At 70.5% G+C, this 17682-nt stretch carries 25 protein-coding genes and 1 tRNA gene; 10 read left to right on the top strand and 16 right to left on the bottom strand.

The genetic code is table 11. The features are described 5' to 3' along the window. Positions 1–36 precede the first annotated feature (36 nt). From ACFVGO_RS12705 to ACFVGO_RS12695, 3 genes are all read left to right on the top strand, one after another. Positions 37–110: transfer RNA gene (locus tag ACFVGO_RS12705), tRNA-Lys, on the top strand. A gap of 224 nt (positions 111–334) precedes the next feature. Further along, complete coding sequence (locus ACFVGO_RS12700) at positions 335–2749, top strand: transglycosylase domain-containing protein (RefSeq protein ID WP_380631683.1); 2415 nt, start codon at positions 335–337, stop codon at positions 2747–2749. A gap of 184 nt (positions 2750–2933) precedes the next feature. Continuing rightward, positions 2934–4088 carry a DMT family transporter gene (locus ACFVGO_RS12695; RefSeq protein ID WP_380631681.1) on the top strand — a complete coding sequence of 385 codons (1155 nt, stop codon included), beginning with the start codon at positions 2934–2936 and terminating at the stop codon, positions 4086–4088. Here ACFVGO_RS12695 and lepB read toward each other — a convergent pair. Together lepB and ACFVGO_RS12685 are read right to left on the bottom strand one after the other, a co-directional pair. Continuing rightward, on the bottom strand, positions 4051–4839 hold the full coding sequence (gene lepB / locus ACFVGO_RS12690; RefSeq protein WP_380631679.1) for a signal peptidase I: 789 nt from the start codon (positions 4837–4839) through the stop codon (positions 4051–4053). The genes ACFVGO_RS12695 and lepB overlap by 38 nt on opposite strands. Positions 4840–5496: 657 nt before the next feature. Further along, a complete protein-coding gene (locus ACFVGO_RS12685; RefSeq protein ID WP_380631677.1) occupies positions 5497–5712 on the bottom strand; it encodes a hypothetical protein in 216 nt (71 codons plus the stop codon). Between the two features lie 138 nt (positions 5713–5850). Here ACFVGO_RS12685 and ACFVGO_RS12680 point away from each other — a divergent pair, with 138 nt between their 5' ends. Further along, positions 5851–6846 carry a hypothetical protein gene (locus ACFVGO_RS12680; protein ID WP_380631675.1) on the top strand — a complete coding sequence of 332 codons (996 nt, stop codon included), beginning with the start codon at positions 5851–5853 and terminating at the stop codon, positions 6844–6846. Here ACFVGO_RS12680 and ACFVGO_RS12675 read toward each other — a convergent pair. Further along, positions 6827–6979: a hypothetical protein gene (locus ACFVGO_RS12675; RefSeq protein WP_380631673.1), complete on the bottom strand. Its 153-nt coding sequence runs from the start codon at positions 6977–6979 to the stop codon at positions 6827–6829. The genes ACFVGO_RS12680 and ACFVGO_RS12675 overlap by 20 nt on opposite strands. Before the next feature lie 220 nt (positions 6980–7199). Here ACFVGO_RS12675 and ACFVGO_RS12670 point away from each other — a divergent pair, with 220 nt between their 5' ends. Further along, the gene (locus ACFVGO_RS12670; protein ID WP_380631671.1) at positions 7200–7445 is read left to right on the top strand and encodes a helix-turn-helix domain-containing protein; all 246 of its coding nucleotides are present in this window, start codon (positions 7200–7202) and stop codon (positions 7443–7445) included. A 7-nt stretch (positions 7446–7452) separates the two neighbouring features. On the opposite strand, the gene ACFVGO_RS12665 is transcribed toward ACFVGO_RS12670, so the two are convergent. The 3 genes from ACFVGO_RS12665 to ACFVGO_RS12655 are packed head-to-tail and all read right to left on the bottom strand — an operon-like array spanning position 7453 to position 8356. Next, the gene (locus ACFVGO_RS12665) at positions 7453–7581 is read right to left on the bottom strand and encodes a hypothetical protein (RefSeq protein WP_380631669.1); all 129 of its coding nucleotides are present in this window, start codon (positions 7579–7581) and stop codon (positions 7453–7455) included. Positions 7582–7625: 44 nt separating this feature from the next. Then, the gene (locus ACFVGO_RS12660) at positions 7626–7784 is read right to left on the bottom strand and encodes a hypothetical protein (protein ID WP_380631667.1); all 159 of its coding nucleotides are present in this window, start codon (positions 7782–7784) and stop codon (positions 7626–7628) included. Next, positions 7784–8356, bottom strand: coding sequence for a hypothetical protein (locus ACFVGO_RS12655; RefSeq protein WP_380631665.1), 573 nt, complete (start codon positions 8354–8356; stop codon positions 7784–7786). Before ACFVGO_RS12655 ends, ACFVGO_RS12660 begins: the two co-directional genes overlap by 1 nt. Positions 8357–8501: 145 nt before the next feature. On the opposite strand from ACFVGO_RS12655, the gene ACFVGO_RS12650 reads away from it, so the two are divergent. From ACFVGO_RS12650 to ACFVGO_RS12640, 3 genes are read left to right on the top strand one after another with little or no spacing between them, the layout of a single operon-like run. Then, positions 8502–9848, top strand: coding sequence for a transcriptional regulator (locus tag ACFVGO_RS12650; RefSeq protein WP_380631716.1), 1347 nt, complete (start codon positions 8502–8504; stop codon positions 9846–9848). A gap of 35 nt (positions 9849–9883) precedes the next feature. Beyond that, positions 9884–10135, top strand: coding sequence for a hypothetical protein (locus tag ACFVGO_RS12645; protein ID WP_380631663.1), 252 nt, complete (start codon positions 9884–9886; stop codon positions 10133–10135). Beyond that, positions 10135–10323, top strand: a complete 189-nt coding sequence (locus ACFVGO_RS12640) for a hypothetical protein (RefSeq protein WP_380631661.1) — start codon at positions 10135–10137, stop codon at positions 10321–10323. Before ACFVGO_RS12645 ends, ACFVGO_RS12640 begins: the two co-directional genes overlap by 1 nt. An 8-nt stretch (positions 10324–10331) precedes the next feature. Here the strand turns inward: ACFVGO_RS12640 and ACFVGO_RS12635 are convergent, their stop codons facing one another. From ACFVGO_RS12635 to ACFVGO_RS12625, 3 genes are all read right to left on the bottom strand, one after another. Next, positions 10332–10526 (bottom strand): hypothetical protein, encoded by a 195-nt coding sequence (locus ACFVGO_RS12635; RefSeq protein ID WP_380349300.1) that lies wholly within the window; start codon positions 10524–10526, stop codon positions 10332–10334. A gap of 94 nt (positions 10527–10620) precedes the next feature. Beyond that, complete coding sequence (gene casB, locus ACFVGO_RS12630; protein WP_380631658.1) at positions 10621–11049, bottom strand: type I-E CRISPR-associated protein Cse2/CasB; 429 nt, start codon at positions 11047–11049, stop codon at positions 10621–10623. Positions 11050–11138: 89 nt separating this feature from the next. Next, positions 11139–11846, bottom strand: a complete 708-nt coding sequence (locus ACFVGO_RS12625) for a hypothetical protein (RefSeq protein WP_380631656.1) — start codon at positions 11844–11846, stop codon at positions 11139–11141. Positions 11847–11979: 133 nt separating this feature from the next. Here ACFVGO_RS12625 and ACFVGO_RS12620 point away from each other — a divergent pair, with 133 nt between their 5' ends. Beyond that, positions 11980–12327 (top strand): hypothetical protein, encoded by a 348-nt coding sequence (locus ACFVGO_RS12620; RefSeq protein WP_380631654.1) that lies wholly within the window; start codon positions 11980–11982, stop codon positions 12325–12327. Between the two features lie 148 nt (positions 12328–12475). Here the strand turns inward: ACFVGO_RS12620 and ACFVGO_RS12615 are convergent, their stop codons facing one another. The 4 genes from ACFVGO_RS12615 to ACFVGO_RS12600 form a co-directional block, all read right to left on the bottom strand. Beyond that, positions 12476–12634, bottom strand: coding sequence for a hypothetical protein (locus tag ACFVGO_RS12615; RefSeq protein ID WP_380631652.1), 159 nt, complete (start codon positions 12632–12634; stop codon positions 12476–12478). A gap of 98 nt (positions 12635–12732) precedes the next feature. Further along, positions 12733–12957, bottom strand: coding sequence for a holin (locus ACFVGO_RS12610; protein WP_380631650.1), 225 nt, complete (start codon positions 12955–12957; stop codon positions 12733–12735). Positions 12958–12979: 22 nt separating this feature from the next. After that, positions 12980–14047 (bottom strand): peptidoglycan-binding protein, encoded by a 1068-nt coding sequence (locus tag ACFVGO_RS12605; RefSeq protein WP_380631648.1) that lies wholly within the window; start codon positions 14045–14047, stop codon positions 12980–12982. Positions 14048–14201: 154 nt separating this feature from the next. Continuing rightward, on the bottom strand, positions 14202–14435 hold the full coding sequence (locus ACFVGO_RS12600) for a hypothetical protein (RefSeq protein WP_380631646.1): 234 nt from the start codon (positions 14433–14435) through the stop codon (positions 14202–14204). A 46-nt stretch (positions 14436–14481) separates the two neighbouring features. Between ACFVGO_RS12600 and ACFVGO_RS12595 the strand changes: the two genes are divergently transcribed. Beyond that, positions 14482–14658: a hypothetical protein gene (locus ACFVGO_RS12595; RefSeq protein ID WP_380631644.1), complete on the top strand. Its 177-nt coding sequence runs from the start codon at positions 14482–14484 to the stop codon at positions 14656–14658. On the opposite strand, the gene ACFVGO_RS12590 is transcribed toward ACFVGO_RS12595, so the two are convergent. The 3 genes from ACFVGO_RS12590 to ACFVGO_RS12580 are packed head-to-tail and all read right to left on the bottom strand — an operon-like array spanning position 14655 to position 17497. Continuing rightward, entirely contained in the window at positions 14655–15389 is a 735-nt protein-coding gene (locus tag ACFVGO_RS12590; RefSeq protein WP_380631642.1) for a hypothetical protein, read from the bottom strand. The two genes, ACFVGO_RS12595 and ACFVGO_RS12590, sit on opposite strands and share 4 nt — an antisense overlap. Further along, positions 15389–16483, bottom strand: coding sequence for a hypothetical protein (locus ACFVGO_RS12585; protein WP_380631640.1), 1095 nt, complete (start codon positions 16481–16483; stop codon positions 15389–15391). The genes ACFVGO_RS12590 and ACFVGO_RS12585 overlap by 1 nt, the downstream gene beginning before the upstream one ends. Next, positions 16484–17497 carry a hypothetical protein gene (locus tag ACFVGO_RS12580; RefSeq protein ID WP_380631638.1) on the bottom strand — a complete coding sequence of 338 codons (1014 nt, stop codon included), beginning with the start codon at positions 17495–17497 and terminating at the stop codon, positions 16484–16486. It lies immediately after the preceding gene. Positions 17498–17682: the final 185 nt, after the last annotated feature.

The raw sequence follows: 17682 nt of genomic DNA, 5'->3' as shown, positions 1-17682 counted from the left end.
CCCCCCGGAAGCGTGTATTGTTTTCCAGGTCAGCAAGCGCCGCTAGCTCAGTTGGTTAGAGCAGCTGACTCTTAATCAGCGGGTCCGGGGTTCGAGTCCCTGGCGGCGCACAGACAGTTGGGGAGCCTCTCGCAGCAGCGAGGGGCTCCCCGATTTTTTGGCCTCCGACGTCCGTTTTGCGTGTGATGTCGGTCTCGATCGGCGATTCACCGGAGCCATCCGGCCCATTCTGCTCGTCCAGGGCAGTAGAACCTGAATCGGGACAAAGGTCCCCAACCGCCGATGTCCCCGTCCGTGCCGGCTGCCTCGATGCGCCCGCAGGAAAGGCCGCGCATTGTCCAGAAACGCCCAGAGCGGCCGTAGCACGCCGTCGATCGGCCTCCGCCCGGTCAAACGGTTCAAGCGCTCCACCGGCCCGGCCGGCGGATCGGGCCGCACCGGCGGGTCCGCCGGATCCGGCGGCAGGAAGTCGCGCCGCCCGAAGCGCACCGGCATCCGCCGGCTGATACCCACCTGGCGGATGACCCTGCTCGGCTTCGGCACGGCGCTGCTGCTCGGCATCGGCCTGTTCGCGCTGGGGATCACCCTGGTGAAGGTGCCGGACGCGCACGCCGCCGCGACCGCCCAGAGCAACACCTGGCTCTACTCGGACGGTTCGGTGCTCACCCGCACCGGTCAGACCAACCGGCAGAACGTCTCCCTGGACAAGGTCTCCCCCGCCGCCCAGCACGCCGCGCTGGCCGCCGAGGACCGGAACTTCTACAACGAGGGCGCGGTCAACGTCCAGGGCCTGGCCCGGGCCGCGATCAAGACCGCCAAGGGCCAGGGGACCCAGGGCGGCTCCACCATCACCCAGCAGTACGTGAAGAACACGTACCTGAACCAGAAGCAGTCGATCACCCGCAAGGTGAAGGAACTGTTCATCGCCATCAAGGTGGACGCCACCGAGAGCAAGAACGACATCCTCTCCGGCTACCTGAACACCTCCTACTACGGCCGCGGCGCCTACGGCATCCAGGCCGCCGCCCAGGCGTACTTCGGCATCGACGCGTCGGCCCTCAACGCCGCCCAGGGCGCCTACCTGGCCACCCTGCTGAACGCCCCGAGCGCGTACGACGTCGCCACCGCGACCGCGGCGGGCAAGCAGAACGCCGTCAACCGCTGGAACTACGTGCTCGACGGCATGGTCAAGGAGGGCTGGCTCTCCGCGGACGAGCGGGCCACGACCACCTTCCCGGACGTCCGGGACCCGCAGCCCAACCCGGGCCTGTCCGGCCAGGCCGGCTACCTGGTCGACGCCGCCACCCAGTACCTCACCTCCAGCGGGGTGATCAGCGAGACCGAGCTGGCCAAGGGCGGCTACACGATCAAGCTGAGCATCGACCCGGCCCGCCAGCAGGCCCTCCAGGACTCCGTCCAGGCCCAGCTGCACGACAGCCTGAACCCGGACAAGCGGAAGAAGGACGCGGCCGCCCAGGCCGGCGCCGCCTCGGTGGACCCGAAGACCGGCGCGGTCGTCGCCCTGTACGGCGGCGTCGACTACGTGAAGCACTACGTCGACAACGCCACCCGGCGCGACTACCAGGCCGGCTCGACCTTCAAGGCGATCGCGCTGGCCGCCGCGTTCGAGAACGAGGCCAAGACCCAGGACGGCCGCACCATCACCCCGCGCACGGTCTACGACGGCACCAGCGGCCGGAAGGTCCGCGGCGGCAAGGGCACCCCGTACGCGCCGCCGAACGAGGGCGACAAGAGCTACGGCCAGATCAGCCTCCAGCAGGCCACCGACTGGTCGGTCAACTCGGCGTTCGCACAGCTCGCGCAGGACACCGGGCTCCAGAAGGTCAAGGACACCGCCGTCGCGATGGGCCTGCCCGGCAACATCCCGGGGCTCGACCCGGTGCCGTCCATCCCGCTGGGCGCGGCCACCCCGAGCGTGCTCGACATGGCGGGCGTGTACGCCACGCTGGACAACGGCGGCAAGCAGATCACCCCGTGGCTGGTGCAGTCGGTGGACCGCGAGGGCGAGAACGTGGCACTTCCCGCGCACAAGACCACCCAGGCGATCAGCGAGGACACCGCCAACCAGGTCACCTCGATGCTCCAGGGCGTGGTGAGCGACCCGGGCGGCACCGGCTGGCGGGCGAAGGCGCTCGGCCGCCCGGTGGCCGGCAAGACCGGCACCACCGACGACCAGAAGTCGGTCTGGTTCGTGGGCTACACCCCCGAACTGGTCACCTCGGTCGCCCTGTTCGGCCAGGATCCGGGCACCGGCGCCCAGGTCAGCCTGAGCGGCGTCGGCGGCATCGACGGCGCGGCCGGCGGCCAGTTCCCGGCCCAGATCTGGACCAGCTACATGAAGGCCGCGCTCAAGGGTCAGCCGGTCGGCGACTTCCCGACCCCGGCCGGCGGCGACTCCTCGGGCGCCGTCGACCTGCCGACCGCCCCGAGCACGCCGAGCGGCGCCCCGTCGACGAGCGCCCCCACCGGCGCCCCGAGCACCGGCCCCACCACGGCACCGGGCGACGGCTCGACCTCGCCGGGCGGCACCGACGGCGGTGCGACCACCGCACCGACGGCTCCGCCGACCAGCCAGCCGACCACCCAGCCCACCCGGCCGCCCCGGCCCACCTCGAAGCCGACGGCGCCGACCACCCAGCCGACCGCGCCCCCGACCAGCCGGCCGACCACCCAGCCCACGGGCGGGGCGGACGCGCTCACGGGGGCGGGCGCCCCGGCCGGTGACTGACGGCCGGCGGCCGGCGACCGGCTGGTCGGTGACTGACGGCCGGTGGCTGACGGCCGACGGGGGCCGGCACGGCCACGGGGCCGTGCCGGCGCCGGTGATTGCGCCATTGCGCACAGTCGGGGGCAGGACCGAATGACGGAATGGCGCCTTACCCGATCACTGGTATGACTGTCACAATGCGGCGGTGCACAGATCAACGGCCTCGCCCACCCTCCCTTCGGGCAGAACCCTCGGCCTCGGCCTCGCGCTGGTCTCCGCCGTCGCCTTCGGCGGCTCCGGCACCGCGGCCAAACCGCTGATCGAGGCCGGGCTCTCCCCGCTGCACGTGGTGTGGCTCCGGGTCACCGGGGCGGCGGTGGCGCTCCTCCCGGTCGCCTACCGGCACCGGGACGCCGTCCTGCGCCGCCCCGGCCTGCTGCTCGGCTTCGGCCTGCTCGCCGTGGCCGGCGTCCAGGCCTGCTACTTCGCGGCGATCTCCCGCATCCCGGTCGGCGTCGCCCTGCTCATCGAGTACCTCGGGCCGCCATTGCTGATCGGCTACGTCAAGTTCGTCCAGCGCAAGCCGATCACCCGCGGCGCGGCCGTCGGCGCCGGCGTCGCGGTGGCCGGGCTGGCCTGCGTGGTCGAGGTCTGGAACGGCCTGGGCTTCGACGCGCTGGGCGTGCTCTTCGCCCTCGGCGCGGCCCTCTGCCAGGTCGGTTACTTCGTGCTCGCCGACGCCGGCCGGCACGGCGAGCGCCCGGTCGACCCGCTCGCCGTCAGCGCGTTCGGGCTGCTCATCGGCGCCGTGCTGCTCACCGCCCTCACCCGGCCGTGGCAGGCCGACTGGAGCCGGCTCGGCGGGTCGGTGGTGATGAACGGGCACACCCTGCCCGCGTTCCTCCCGGCCGCGTGGATGGTCCTGATCGCGACCGTGCTCGCCTACGTCACCGGCGTGATCTCGGTCGGCTACCTCTCGCCGCCGATAGCCGGGGTGGTCGCCAACCTGGAGGCCGTGGTCGCCACCGTGACGGCCTGGGTGCTGCTCGGCGAACACCTCGGGCTGCCGCAGATCACGGGCGGCCTGCTGGTGCTGACCGGCGCCTTCGCGGCCCAGGCGAGCAAACCCGCGGAGGCGGGGGCGGGCGCGGGGGCAGGCGCGGGCGCGGGCCCGGGGGCGGGTTCGAAAGCCGGGACGGCCGGGACGGCCGAGGTGTTCGCGGGTCCACGGGCCGACGGGCCCGGGGTTGCCGGATCAGAGACCGACGGGCCCGAGGCCGCCGGGGCCGGGGCTGCCGACCGGGTGACCGCCGAGCGTGGGGTCAGCGGCCGGTCCAGCCGAACCAGTCGAGGTGATTGAGCGGCCACACGACGGCCGACACCGGGCCGACCACGTTGTCCACCGGCACGGCGCCACCGCCCGGGCCGTGCTGGTGGTAGCGGGAGTCCGCGGAGTCGCTGCGGTGGTCGCCCTCGACCCAGATGTAGCCCGAGGGCACCTTCACCGGCCCGAAGTCCAGCCCCGCGCAGGAGTCGTCCCCGGGGTGCAGGTACGGCTCGTCGACCTTCCGTCCGTCGACGCTCAGCGTGCTGCCCTCGCACTGAACGGTCTGCCCACCGGTCGCGATGACGCGCTTGACCAGGTAGTTGTCGTCCTTCGGCGGGACCAGGCCGACGAAGCTGAGCACCGAGCCCACGGCGTTGGTGACCGGGTTCGGATCGGTCGGCTGCGGCGGCAGCCAGCCCCCCGGGTCCTTGAACACCACCGGCTGCCCCGGCTCCGGCTCCCAGCCGGTCAGCGGCGCCAACTTGTTCACGCCGACCCGGTCGCCGATCCGCAGGGTGTTCTCCATCGAGCCGGACGGGATGGTGAACACCTGGAACAGGCAGGTCTTGATCAGCAGCGCGACCACCAGGCCGACCGCCGCCATCACCGGCAGCTCGATCCACCACGGCCGCGGCCGCCGACCCGAACCGCCGGCCTTGCGGCCCCGCGAACCGCGGGCCCGGCGGCGGGCCTCGGCGCGACCGCCAGGCACCGCGTCGGCGTTCGACGCGGACTCGCCGGGAGCTCCGGTTCCGCTCGGCGTTTCGGGCAGGTTCACCGCCATCGTCGCTGCTCCACCTCTCCGGCTGGGGAAACCTGCACGCTACGCCAACCGTGGAGCCTGACGAAATCGGTCATTTAGCCGCCGCCGACATCGCCGGAGGCCCCGGGGCCACGCGGGCCCGGGGCCGCTCGGACCCGAGGATTCAGGAGCGGGCGATGGCCTCGTGGTGGCGGATGACCTCGGCGATGATGAAGTTCAGGAACTTTGGGCGACGCTACCAGCGCCTCGCTGAGCTGCATAGGAGGCGGCAACAGCACAGGTCAGCGGGTTGAGGGCCTGCCGTCTTTGGGGAGTCCGGGCAGTTTGAGCGCAGTCTCGAACAGTCTCAGCACAGTCTCGCCACTCGGGCTCATCTCCCAAGAATCCCCCAAATGATCATGGGGAACTAGCAGGTCAGGAGCCCCTGGACATGAGAGCGCCCCCAGCCGCAGAAGTGGCGCGGGGGCGCTTTCGCCGGGGAGGAGGGGGGTCGTCGACCTGCCCCGGCATCGCCTCCGGCCCCGCCATGTGGCGGTTACCCGGCGGCAGTGAGGTCAGTAGGATTCCCTCGACCTCACGGTTCCCCCTCGTAGCGCCCGTCTCCATCGGGCACTCCGAAGGGGTGTTCAGGGGCCCGGCCGGTCGGAGAGCAGCCGCCGGCCGGGCCTAGGCAATACCTCAGCCGCCCCACGAGGAGTCGTTGACGGTCATGGCCGACGCCTCCACGGTCGGGGTGGGCGTCGGGTCGGGGGCGATGATGCCGCCCCAGCTGGAGTCCGCGACGGCCGGCCGTGCGCCGCCCGATGCGGAACCTTCTACCAGACCCGCACCGGCGATGAGAGCGGCTCCTGCCAGGACCGCAGCAGCGCGGCGGCCGATCCGGCGAGAGGGCATGGAACACCCCTTTCAGTGCTCGGGGAAGTGCGCGTAGCTCGCGCACGACCAGTGTTCCAGGGGTAGTTGCCAATTCAAGCGCCCACGGCGGCCGGGCAGATAAACTTCCCACAGTGGAAGTCTCGCGCGGGGGTGAAAGTGGACACATCGGACGTCAGCTCCGGTCAAAACCTTCTCAGTTGGGAAGCCAAGGAGCTCTACCGTGCTCTTCTCGGTGGCCAAGCGTCGCCCCAACCAGGCAACCCGCTCGATGAACTCCTGACCATGCGTCTCGCGGCTCCGGACCCCAATCGGCCCGGCCACTACATAGCCCTCAACGCCGCGACCTCGGCACTGCACTGGCAGACCCACCTGCAGAATCTCGCCGGGCGCTACCTGTCCCAAGCAGCATCCGTCACCCAGGAGATGAGCGACCTGGTCGGCGCCTACCAATTGGCCCAGCCCGACACCGGCGGCGCCATTGAGTACCTGGCCGGCCTGGACGTCATCCAGGACCGACTCACACCGCTGTTGGCCGGGTGCAAAAAGGAACTGTTCACGGCCCAGCCGAACGGACCCAGGCCCGCCGCTCAGATTGCCCTCAGCTACCAGCGGGACCTCGACGTGCTGGCCCGTGGTGTAAAGATGCGGACGATCTACCACTACTCAGCCAGGAGCGATGAACCCACGGCGCGCTGGGCCGAGACCGTCACGCTGCACCGTGCTGAGGTCAGGACCGTGACCCAAAGGTTCCCCCGAACCGTCATCATCGATCGCAGAGTGGCGGTGACCGCCGTCCTGACCCCGTGGGAGGGGCAAGGGGCGCCGCCAGACGAGCGGGCCCTCCTCATCTCTGACGAGGCCGTGGTGCAGTGGCTGGCCACGATGATGGACCTGCTCTGGGGCAGCGCAATGCCGTGGCGCGGCGGGGCCTTCGTCGAGATCACGCCCATGCAGAAGGCCATCCTCGGGGGTCTGGTCCGCGGCGAGGGCCTCGAGGTTATTGGTCGGGCTCTCGGCGTCAGCCGCCGTACGATCTCGACACACCTCGACCCCCTCCGCGAGGCGGTAGGAGTTGAGTCGTTGCCACAGTTGACCTACTGGTACGGCCGGCACGAGGCGCACTACGCGGGGATCACTCCGTCTGGCGGATGACCGCCACGCACTCACGGCGGTCGGCGACGACGGTCAGCCGGTACTCGCCGTCCGCCAACAAGAAGTCTCGAACCCTCGCGGTGTCTTCGAGAAACCACAGGTAGGCGTCGCGCTGGGCGGGGTCGAGCGCCATCGTGCGCAGGTTCCTGCACAGCTCGGCGATAGCCGACTGAAGCTCGGCGTGCTCGGTACGGCGCCCCTCGATGGTGAGGGTGTAGGTGGTGGTGCTCAGGGTGTGCTCCCGGTTCAGGTCCCCCCGGGCTGCGGCGGGTCGAGTGTATCGAACTGGTATTCGGGATAAATGGTGACCTTGGTATGCAGACTTTTGATCATGGACAGGCCAGCGTCAAGGGGTGCCAACCCCGCCTCGAAGACCACCAGATGCCCACCAGCTGCAGGAACGACGCGAGGTCGGCGAACGGATCAGGCACCTGCGGCATGCGCACTCCATGAGTCAAGAGCGCTTAGCCGAGATGATCGGGCGCGACCGACAGAGCATCCGGCACTACGAGCACGGCATGACATCTGTCGGCCTCGATGACCTCGTTGCCATCGCCCGAGCACTCGACGTCCCGACGTGGCGCCTGTTCTACGGGTAGGCCGCGCTCAGCCGTTGTAGGTGCGGGCCTTCGTGCCGGACGGCGGGGGCCCGGGGCAGTCGTCGTGCTTGACCTCTTCGCGCCGCTCGTCGATGGTCCGCACGTAGCGCCCAACGACGTACCCGTAGCAGGTCATGCAGTGGCCCCTCGTCGTATGGCCCCGGGACGGCATGCCGGCGCTCACTGTCCCGGCTCCTGCTCTGGCTCGTCCTGTCCGGGGGCCTCGCGCTTCTGGCGCGAGCGGTTGCACATCTCCCGCACGCCAGCGACAGCGTCCTGCCACGCGTCGCCCTTCGGGTTGAACCGCTGGCCTTCGGCGTCATCGTCGCAGTCGAACATCAGGCCTCCTGGGTGCATGAAGGATGTGCGACGACCGCCCAGCCGAGCGGGGCCCCGGACGTCGCGGTGTATGCGTGGCCAGCCGGCTTCAGCGGTGGCTCGGGCTGGGTGCACACGATGCAGGCCTCGCCTCGGCGCTGCTGGTCGGTGTAGTCGGCAGCGAGGGTGGTCTTGCCGAGCCAGAGTTGACGGGTCAGCAGGCCCTGCTGCAGGTACGTCTCGACGTCGATCCTGCGGGCATCGGGGGCAAGGTTGCGTTGCCCTATGAGGAGGACGATGGTGCCGCCGCGGCGGGCGAAATCAGCCCACCCTTGGTCCGCCGGGACACGGATCGCGCCGTCCACACGTGGCAGGAGTACGAGCGCGTCCGGGCCGGTGAGGACGATGCGGATCCCAGGCGACGGCAGCGGCAGGTCCGGCGTGGCCAGGCCTGCGCGAGCGGCGAGCGGCTGGAGCCCGGAAGCACCGCGGCGGGCCGGGGTGATCAGCATGAACGACACGAGCCCGTCCGGCGTCAAGTCGATCCACGTCCACGCCGCTAACGACAGCGGCGGCCGTTCGGTGGCCGTCAACACAGGCCCCCTCCTCGAGTGCTGGGATTACCATCACCACCAAGAGTCGACCCGTGATCACCTGACCGTAAGGGCGTAGGGGGTGGCAGAGGGTGGCACTTCTGCACGGGGTGGCAGACGAGGGTAGGACGGGGACATGACGACAATGAAGACGCCGAACGGCAAGCTCGCCGAGTGGCTGACCCGTGCGGACCTGAGCAACGCCGAGCTGGCGCGACGCGTCAAATCCGCAGCTCAGCAGGGCGGGCACCAGCAAATCGCGCCCGACGCAACCGCCGTACGACGCTGGCTTCAGGGCAACCAGCCCCGGCGCCCGCTCCCGGGGATCATCGCCGACGTCGTCTCCGCCGCACTCGGATATCGGGTCACATCATACGAACTCGGACTCGGCGAGAGCCCCGCCGAAGACCGCTCGCTCCTTTACTCCCGCAGCTACGAGGTTACGGTGGAAACCGTCTCTGACCTGGGGAGAGCAGACGTGGACCGCAGGATGTTCTTGGCCGCCGCACCGTTCGCCGCCGTTGCCGCTACCGGCCCGAGCAGGGACTGGCTCCTCGCCACCCTCGACCAGGCTCCCGAACCCGGCCCGCGCGTCCGCCTCGAGGACGTCACTGCCGTCAAGAACATGTTCGGCGAGTTCCAGAAGATCGACATCTTCCAGGGCGGCGGCAGCGGCCGGCTGATCCTCGCTGCCTACATGAACGTCCACGTCTACCCCTTGTTGAGGCGACCGCAAGCCGACGACGTTCGCCGGGCCCTGTGCGAAGCAGCCGCCGAGCAGACCTACCTCCTCGGGTGGATGGCCTACGACAACGGCGAGCACGGCACTGCCCAGCGCTACCTCATCCAGTCCCTCCGGCTCGCCCAGGAGTCCGCCAACGTCCCACTCGGCGCCCATGTGCTGGCCGGCATGGCCGACCAAGCCACCCTCCTCGGCCACCCCGAAGAAGGCCTCCGCCTCGCACAGTCCGGCCGCCACGGCCTCCGCGGAACCTCAGCCGCCGCCCTCGCCGACCTCTGGGCCCTCGAAGGCCGCGCACTCGCCGCCATGGGCGACAAGGCCGGCGCCACCAACGCCGTCGCCCGGTCCGAAGCCGCCGCCGAACACATCCACGCCGACAGCGAGCCCGAGTGGGCCCTCTTCATCGACCCGGCTTACCTCCACGGCGAGCACGCCATGACCCTGCGGGACGTCGGCGACCACACGGGAGCGGCCGAGCACGCCCGACGGTCCATCGACCACGCCCGGCAACAGAGCCGAGCCCGCCGCGGTGCCCTCTCTCAGGCCGCGCTCGCCTCCACCCACCTCCAGCGCCGCGACCTCGAGCAGGCCCACGCTGCCGGCCTGCGGACGCTCTCCCTCGCCGGGAAGGTCAAGTCTTCCCGCGCAGTCGAGGCCGTGGCCGACTTGCAGAAGCGCATGGCGCCGTTCGGGAAGCACCGCTTGGTCGCCGACTTCACCGAGCGCGCGCGGGCCCTGACCGCAGCCTGACCTGCACTGACCGGGGCCGGTCGTACGATGGCGGCATGGCCGACGTCGAGATCCCCGCTGACCTGCTGCCCCTGCACACCGCCGCCCTCGCAGCGGAACGGGCGATGACCACAGCGCGGGAGACCGGCGGGGACGTTGAGGCCGCGCGCGAGGAGTACCTGGCCGCCGCCGCGGCCCTCGAACGCCACCCTTTCTGGGAGGAACGTCGCCAGGCAGGGAACCGCCATGGCTTCTGGCAGCAGTCCCTCAACGCGGCGAAGAAGGCGCTCGACGGCGGCGAGGCCTGATGGACTCCTGGGAAGCCGTGACCCTCCACGGCGGCCCCCTCGACGGCTACCAGGCCGTCGTCAGCCCCGCCGACCACACCACCGGCATCTCCCTCACCAGCCCCCACAGCCAGTACGGCCCCGCCGGCAAATCCTGGTACCGGCCAGACCCCGAGGGCGTGTGGCGGTGGATCGGCGACACGCCCTGAGACGCTGCCTACTCCCCGGGCCCCACCGCGCGAAGTGCCTCCGCCAGCAGGACGTCCAGGAGGGCGCACACCCCCTCGTCAGCGTCGTGAAGCGCGCGCTCGATCGCATCCTCGACTCGGGCCCGAGGCGCCGGTGCGAGGCTTTCGGCGGCGACCGCCATACGGCCGAGGTGCATGGCCAGGGCTGGTGACAGATCGGTCATGCCGCCCATAATGGCGCGCGTCGACGGTCGGTCGGGTCGGAACACACGAACCGCCCCCGCCGTCCCGAAGGAGAGCGGGACGGGACGTGGTGGTTCAGGGGCGGCTGTAAAAGTCGTCGGCCCAGCGTTGGTGAACCTCGCGCCTTGGGCCGCTGCTGCCACTCAGGTCGAGAATCAGCTCGCGCCAGTCCGGCGGCGCAATGCCGTGCTCGCGCAGGGCGACACAAGCCCTCATTAGGTCACGCCAGGGCAGTTGGGCCCTGAGGTGCAGCAATGCGTCCATGTACACCCGCGCACTGTGCTGGGCCTGTTCGACCTGTGACAGTCGGGCCAGGGCTGACCCCATGCTCCCGGCTCCGTAGTTGAGCCACAGTCGACCGCCCGTCTCGCGGTTGAAGTGGGCGAAGAGCCGCGAGACGCCCCAGTAGACCTCCTCGGTCCCCTCCTGCCGGGCATACGCAAAGATGATTGCGCCGCGGCTGCGTTCGTCCTTGCGCAAGCCGGACAGGAACAGCGGGTCCATCTTCGCCTCTTTCTGGAGCCAGAAGACCAGTCCGTTCGCTGCATGCCAGGCCTCCAGAGCGGAGGGTCCGCGGGCTTCTTGCGCTCGCGTCAACGTGGCTCCTCGGTCAGGATGGGCTGCCGGGCGAGATGGGCGGAGGGCGACGGGGCGAGTTCGGCGCGGACACGGTCAAACACTTCCGTGTCCAAGAGGGCGGAGGCGGCCGGGCCGTCAGTGCGGAAGGCGCTGATCTGGTCAGCCACTTCGTTGAGTACCCGCGCCTCCTCGGCCCGCGACGATGCCTCGTGCACTGATTCGGTCCATCCATCGTTCACAACGCGTGTGCCGGCCAAGGCCTCGTGCCGCAGTTGCATGGTGAGCTGCCAGAACGCGGCGTCGGTCGGTTCTGTTTCGCGCAGCCTCTGTGCGAGGCGGATGAGGAGGGCGGCGCGCAGGTCGTCGGCGGTGAACGGCCGTCCGGTCGTCGGCGCCGGCAGTTGTGCGAGACGGTTGCGGGTGATCGTGCCCAGCGCTTCCAGGTAGTCGGCGTACTCGTCCCAGTCGACGTCGTCAAAGTGCACGTCCGCCAGGAGGGGGATGTCGGTGCGGTCCTTGATCCTGCGCAGGGTCTGCGCGGTGAGGTCGCTGGCGCGTCCGGCCTGGGTGATTCCACCGTGCCCTGACAGCGGTCCGCACAGTGCCGCCCGCACCAGCGGGTCGCGCTGGCTCATCAGGAGGTCGTAGTGCCGTCTCCAGTCGTCCAGGCGCTCGAAGGCGTCGTCCGGGTCGGTGAGGTGCGGTGCCGGATCGGTGGTCATGGCAACACTCTACTGCGAGGAAAGAGTGGCGACACCTCATTGAAATTGATGACGTCATTCATTTATAGTGAGTGATGTCATCGCATTAGGGGGCTTGGCGGCCTCACCCGACAAGCCATCCAGGGAGGCACCCGTGCACCTCACCATCGACACCGACCTGACCGCCCACTACGCGGATGGGTGGGCCGTGGCCCTGACCATCACCCCGTCCACCAACTCCGCTCACCTCGCCTGGTCGCCCAGCAACTACGCGGAAACCGAGACCTTCGAAATCCGACTGGGCCGCATCGCCCTGAGCAAGAAGGCCGTCGAGGAAATGGGTCGGGTCATCAAGGAGTTCCCCCAGTTCAACATCATCAGCGCCGCCACCTGGGAGTATTTCCACGAGCAGAACCGCTGGCGCTGGGCCGAGGGGCCGTGGTGGGATGCGGTTGCCAACCTCGAAGGGCGGCTGTGCGCCGTCCTCGACGCCCACCTCTAAACCCGACGGTCGCCCGCACCTGCACGCCCAGCCGCCGAGCGACCCTCGGAGGTCGGTGGCCCGCATGCATGCGGCGGAAGTTGACCCGTAGGGCCGAAACACGCAAAGGCGCCCCCGCCCGGCCGAGGCCGAGCGGGGGCGCGGTGGTTCAGTGGGCGAGCATCTGGGCCAGTGCACCGCCGCTGGTGCCGAGCACCACAGCTGCACCCACAGCCATCCAGACCCGGACCTCCAGGCCCCGGATGCGCTGCTCGTGATCGCCGAGGGCCTTGCGGTCCTCGGCGCGGTCGTCGAGGAGCTGGTCCAATTTCCCCTCCATTCGGATCTGGCCGTCCGCGATGCGCCTCACCTCCGCGAGGGTCTGAGCTGGGCTGATGTACACCCCGGCGTCCGGGGCCGGACTGGTCACTGGCGACTCCGGGGCAGCAGGGCCGCGGTCGACGGGTCACCGACCAGGGTGCCGACCGCCGACTTCAGCACCGTCAGCGCGGCCGGGAGTGCCGCCACCGCCGCCGCCTTCAGTGCGCCGATCGACGTCAGGTCGAAGCCGTCCGCCAGCAGCAGGCCGAGGAAGGCGACGGCGTACGTAGCGCCGGTGCGCTCGACCAGATCGAGCAGGTACTTCCGCATGGTGAATGTCCTATCTGTTGAGTCAGGAGTAAAGGAGGCGCCAGGTGAGCGGGCCCGGGTAGCCGTCGGCGTCGCCGGCGAGCTCGGGCCGGCTGCGCTGGAAGGCGGCGACGGCCTGGCGGTCCGCGTCGCTCCATTGCGGGCCGGGGCCGACCCGGTACGAGCCGCCGAAGCCCTTGCGGACCAGCTGTTCGCCGAGCTGCCGTACGTAGTCGTTGTTCTGGCCGGGGCCGAAGCAGTCCCGGCCGGGGAACTCGGGTGCCTGGCTGGGCAGGTAGCCGAGCAGCTGTCGCAGCGAGTCCTCGCCCGGGACGCCGTCCGCGTCGCCGCCGCCGTAGCCGAGGCTCCGCTGGTACGCCGCGTAGTTCTCGGTGTCGGCGTCCGTCCAGTTCGGGCCCGGTCCCTCCTGGTAGCGGTCGCCGAAGCCGTTCGCGACCAGCGCACGGCCGACGGCGGTCACCTGGTCGCCCTGGGCGCCGTAGCCGTACGGCAGGCCGTTGATCGTGGCCTGGTAGCGGGCCGGGGCCGGGTCCGGAGCGGGGGCCGGGGTGGGCTTGGCCGGGGTCTGCGGGGTGCCGACGCGAGCGGCTGGGACGCCGCCGAGCGCCGGGTCCGCACTGACCGTGCCCTCGGGGTAGTCGGGTATGCCGTACCCGTACGGGCTGCCCGGGCCGCGGCGCGGGCGCTGGCGGGCGTACACCCCGTCACCCTGCGGCGACCCGCCCGCGTTGGTGTTCCCCTCGATGGTCCAGATCGTGTCCGCGTCGTAGCCGGTGACGACGCCGACGTGGTCCGCGCCTCCGCGGCCGAGGTAGAAGGGCCCGCCGAGCACCGGGTAGTCGGTCCACCGGCCGTGGTCCTGCCACCACTGCACCGCGGTCCAGCAGGAGGCGGTGATCGGCCACCGGTCGGCCATGCCGGCCTGGGTGGCGCCCCAGGCGGTGAAGGTGGCGCACCAGGCCTGGCCCTGGGACCACTCCAGGCTGGGGACGGCGGGCGAAAACTTCTGCATGTTGTTCCAGCCGGTGCTGTCGCGGCCCTCGTGGTAGCCCTCCTGGCTGGCGAGAAGGGCTACGAACTCGTCGCGCATGATGCCTCCTGGGCATGAAGAAGCCCCGGGCCGGACGGGCTCGGGGCGGTAGATGTTCGGGCGGCCTGTGACAGCGCCGTGATGGTGGTGTGTCCGCTGCGGCCGGTACGGTCGAGGGACCGCAAACACGCCAGGGGGTAGGGATGTTGAAGCGTCAGACGTGGGCGATCATCGGCGCCGTAGTGGTGATCGCAGGTGGGAGCGCGACTGCCGCAGCGCTCACCAGCAGCGACAAGCCGGCGCCAGTGCAGGTGTCGGCCGAGGTCAGCCCGACCCCGACTACCTCGCCCAGCCCCACGCCGACGGCCACGACCTCGCCTGAGTCGACGCCCACGTCCCCGACCGCCTCGCCGACCACGACCGGAACCGCGGCCCCGCGCACGGCCACCCCCGGAGCGTCCGCGACGAAGCCGACCCAGAAGAAGGAGACCCCCGTGCAGCAGCAGCCGAAGCAGATCGCCCCCGAGCCGCCAGCCGCCGATACTCCGCCGCCCGCAACGAAGCCCGCCGACCCCGACAACAAGGACAACGGCGGCTCCGGCACGGTCGACCACGGCCCGTACTCCACCCCGGGCCCGCAGCCGACCCGAACCCCCGCCATGCCGCTCTAGCTGTTGATGCCGAACGTGCTGAGCCCGCGGACGGCGATGTTCCCGGTGCCACTCGTCACGCGCGCCTGCCACTGCAGGTACTGCGTGGACAAGTAGCCCCCGGACACCGGCCCGTAGACGACGTTGTACGTGAACGACCCGCTGGAAACCGACGCCGTAGCCACGACAGCGCCGGCCCCGTCGACGAGGCGAATCTCTCCAGCAACCCCTGGGTCCGCTTTCACCAGGTAGTGCGCCTCGACCGCGGGGTGGTGGCGCTTCCACGGCAGACGCATGCAGGTGGTGAACGTCCCCGAGGCGGTGCCGTACTGGGGAGACTCGGTGGCCCCGAACCAGCCGTCCGCCCCGAACTGCGGGGACGCGAGGCCGCCGCCAATGACGTCCTCGGCGAGGAGCGCGTTCCCGCGCGCGTCGTTGATGAGGATGCCCTGTGGATCGGCTGAGCTGCCGGTGCGGTTGCCGATCATGAGGGCGAGCGTGCCGTCCTGCCGGTTCGCCAGCAGGCCTCGCTGCTCGGAGCCGTCCGGGTTGGTCGGCAGCACGACGCCGACGTAGAACTGGGCCGTCCCCGTCTTGGTGTTGACCTTGAACGTACCGCCCTGGCCAACCGTGACGTCACCAGCCAAGATCTGGTTAAGCGCCGGCCGCATCTGGGCCCGGCCGGCAATCTGGCGCACCTGATCCTCGACTGCACGAAGCCGGTCGAGGATGTCCATGGGGATGTCGGGCATCAGGCGGCCTCCAGGTAGAGCTCAGTGGACTCGGCGCGCCCGCGCTCCTCGGGAGCGACCTTGAGGCCCACGACCCGGTACCGGGCGGACAGGCCGTCGTAGTACCAGGTGTCGACGATCCGAATCCGCACGTACGAGCCGAGCTGGGGCTGTTCCACCGCAGCACTCGCGTAGGCCACCGACGGGATGAGGGTGGGACGGCGGGCAGCGGCGAGGTCGGCGCGTGCGTGGTCGTCCAGGACGTCCTGGGTGGTGACCGTGCTGTAGTCCGACGTGCCGTCCAGCCGCGGCCAGCCGGCGGCGATGTCGTCCGGGTTGGTCAGCAGCCCGGACATGAGAGGCACGCTCTCGGCGGCGAGGTTCGAGTTGGTCGTGGCGCCTCGGCTCTGCCAGGCGTTGGCCATCCGAGTCGCGTCCTCGGGCAGGGAGTACGTGGTGATCGGGCCAGGGCTCGACAGCACCAGATCGCCGCCGCCGACAGTCAGCCGCGGGTAGCCCAGCCGCAGGGCCCGGTGACGGGCGCCGGTGTCGTCCCGGTAGCACTGGATCAGCCATTCGAAGCCCTGCTGAACGGCCGCAAGTTGGTCGATCAGGCCGCCGAGCCAGGGCAAGTCGTAGCGGGAGTAGACCCGATCACGGGTGATTCCGCTGGTCTGCGAGTAGTCGATCTCGATCCCGAGGTGCCCGCCGGGCGCGGACTGGGCGTAGGCGACGAGCTGGCGGGCGATGTCGAGCTGGTCGACGCCGGTCGAGGTCAGGGTGTCGGTCAGCATGCGGTGCGCGCGCAGGACCGACTCCAGGCCGGCGGCCTGAAGGTCGCACTTCCAGAAGCCGAACGCGTCCCTCGATGGGGTTCGGGTCCACAGGATCCCGCCCCACACGATCTCGGTGTCGCGGGTGAGGTAGAGCATCGTGCGGCCCGGCAGCACCTGCGTGCGCACGCGGCGGGCCATCGCACTGTCCGGGATCGGGATCGTCGCGCTGAACGAACCGGTCTTGCCGATGTACAGGTCGTACGAAACGCCCTGCACCGGCAGCCGATCGAGCAGCCGGTCCGTACGCAGATCGCAGACGAGCAGGTCGTAGACGGCCACTCAGCTCGCCGCCTCGTACGTGACCGCCCAGTGCAGCCGGGTGTTGACCGAGGCCGCCACCGGAATGGTGTTCGAGACACCGCCTGTGGACTGGGCGTTCGCCGTGGTTTTCACGACGAACCCGGCAGTGGTCGCACCGGGACCGATCTGCACCAGACCCAGGTATTCGTTGTCGCCAGCGGCCACGTAGTCGCACGTGCCGGTCTGCAGCACACCGGTGTTCGCGGCCTGCACCGGCAACGACATCGACCACAGGCCCGTGCCGCCGTTGCTGCCCGCGCCGAGGATCAGGCTGCCCACCCAGGTGATCATCCGGCCGACCCGACACCACCGGCTGGTCAGCGACCCGCCACCCACACCGGGAGCCGTGACGGATGCCGTCCACGTCGGGACGTACGTCTGCCACTCACCCAGACCCGGCCCCCAGGCCGACCCGGACCAGCGCTGCAGACCGATCGCGCCGTCGCGCCACTGCCCGGTGTAGGAGCCAGTGGTGAGGGTGCCTGGAGCGATCCCACGAAGGGCGGACGACCACGGAACCCAACTGGTACCGTCCCAACGCTCCATGGCGCCGGTAGCCGCGTTGTCGCGGTACTGGCCGCCGTAGGCGCCAGCGCCGGCGTCGGAGCCGGGGTGGATGCCACCGAGCGACACGCTGAAGACCCGGCGGTCGGTCAGCAGGCCACCGCCGACCCAGTTCGGCGGCGACCCCGCCGAGGCGCCGGACGGGACCTGAATGTCCCACAGCCGCATGTAGGCGGTGCCGGTGGTCGGCGCGGTCGGCGGCACCCCGGAGCCTGGGGTGCCCTGCTGGTAGACGACTGCGGCGAGCGTCTGGCCGCTCGTGTCGTAGAGCTTGTCGTAGGCAACCAGCCAGACCGTGTCGTAGCGGGTCTGGGAGGCATGCCCGTTGGCGATGGTGATGGTCTCTGGGGCGGTGACGACGAGGTCGTAGGTGCCCTGGCCGGGGGTGCCCTGGACGACGGCGCGGCCGATGCTGATCGTGCCGGTCATGCCGGTGACGGTCAGGGCGAGCGGGTTGCCGCCGGGCACAACACCCGAGCGGGTGGTCGTCGCGGGGGGGGGGGGTGCAGGGGCCCCCCACACCAAGAGGGGGGTCTCCCCCGTTTTGACCAGGGTGGAGAACCACGCCGAGCAAAAAAGCCCTGGGGGCCTCCCCCGCTCCCCAACGGCAACCC

It is taken from the genome of Kitasatospora sp. NPDC057738 (assembly GCF_042798815.1).
In the GTDB taxonomy this organism is placed as follows: Bacteria; Actinomycetota; Actinomycetes; order Streptomycetales; family Streptomycetaceae; genus Kitasatospora; species Kitasatospora lactacystinica.
The sequence above is the reverse complement of the archived record's forward strand: the minus strand, read 5'-3'. Positions and strand labels throughout refer to the sequence as shown.

Bases quoted from the DNA above. Each gene is read 5' to 3' on its own strand.
- lepB (WP_380631679.1), bottom strand. From the start codon at position 4,839: ATGGCGGTGAACCTGCCCGAAACGCCGAGCGGAACCGGAGCTCCCGGC.
- ACFVGO_RS12685 (WP_380631677.1), bottom strand. From the start codon at position 5,712: ATGCCCTCTCGCCGGATCGGCCGCCGCGCTGCTGCGGTCCTGGCAGGA.
- ACFVGO_RS12675 (WP_380631673.1), bottom strand. From the start codon at position 6,979: ATGGCGCTCGACCCCGCCCAGCGCGACGCCTACCTGTGGTTTCTCGAA.
- ACFVGO_RS12665 (WP_380631669.1), bottom strand. From the start codon at position 7,581: ATGACCTGCTACGGGTACGTCGTTGGGCGCTACGTGCGGACCATCGAC.
- ACFVGO_RS12660 (WP_380631667.1), bottom strand. From the start codon at position 7,784: ATGTTCGACTGCGACGATGACGCCGAAGGCCAGCGGTTCAACCCGAAG.
- ACFVGO_RS12650 (WP_380631716.1), top strand. From the start codon at position 8,502: ATGAAGACGCCGAACGGCAAGCTCGCCGAGTGGCTGACCCGTGCGGAC.
- ACFVGO_RS12645 (WP_380631663.1), top strand. From the start codon at position 9,884: ATGGCCGACGTCGAGATCCCCGCTGACCTGCTGCCCCTGCACACCGCC.
- ACFVGO_RS12640 (WP_380631661.1), top strand. From the start codon at position 10,135: ATGGACTCCTGGGAAGCCGTGACCCTCCACGGCGGCCCCCTCGACGGC.
- ACFVGO_RS12635 (WP_380349300.1), bottom strand. From the start codon at position 10,526: ATGACCGATCTGTCACCAGCCCTGGCCATGCACCTCGGCCGTATGGCG.
- casB (WP_380631658.1), bottom strand. From the start codon at position 11,049: ATGGACCCGCTGTTCCTGTCCGGCTTGCGCAAGGACGAACGCAGCCGC.
- ACFVGO_RS12625 (WP_380631656.1), bottom strand. From the start codon at position 11,846: ATGACCACCGATCCGGCACCGCACCTCACCGACCCGGACGACGCCTTC.
- ACFVGO_RS12610 (WP_380631650.1), bottom strand. From the start codon at position 12,957: ATGCGGAAGTACCTGCTCGATCTGGTCGAGCGCACCGGCGCTACGTAC.
- ACFVGO_RS12605 (WP_380631648.1), bottom strand. From the start codon at position 14,047: ATGCGCGACGAGTTCGTAGCCCTTCTCGCCAGCCAGGAGGGCTACCAC.
- ACFVGO_RS12590 (WP_380631642.1), bottom strand. From the start codon at position 15,389: ATGCCCGACATCCCCATGGACATCCTCGACCGGCTTCGTGCAGTCGAG.
- ACFVGO_RS12580 (WP_380631638.1), bottom strand. From the start codon at position 17,497: ATGACCGGCACGATCAGCATCGGCCGCGCCGTCGTCCAGGGCACCCCC.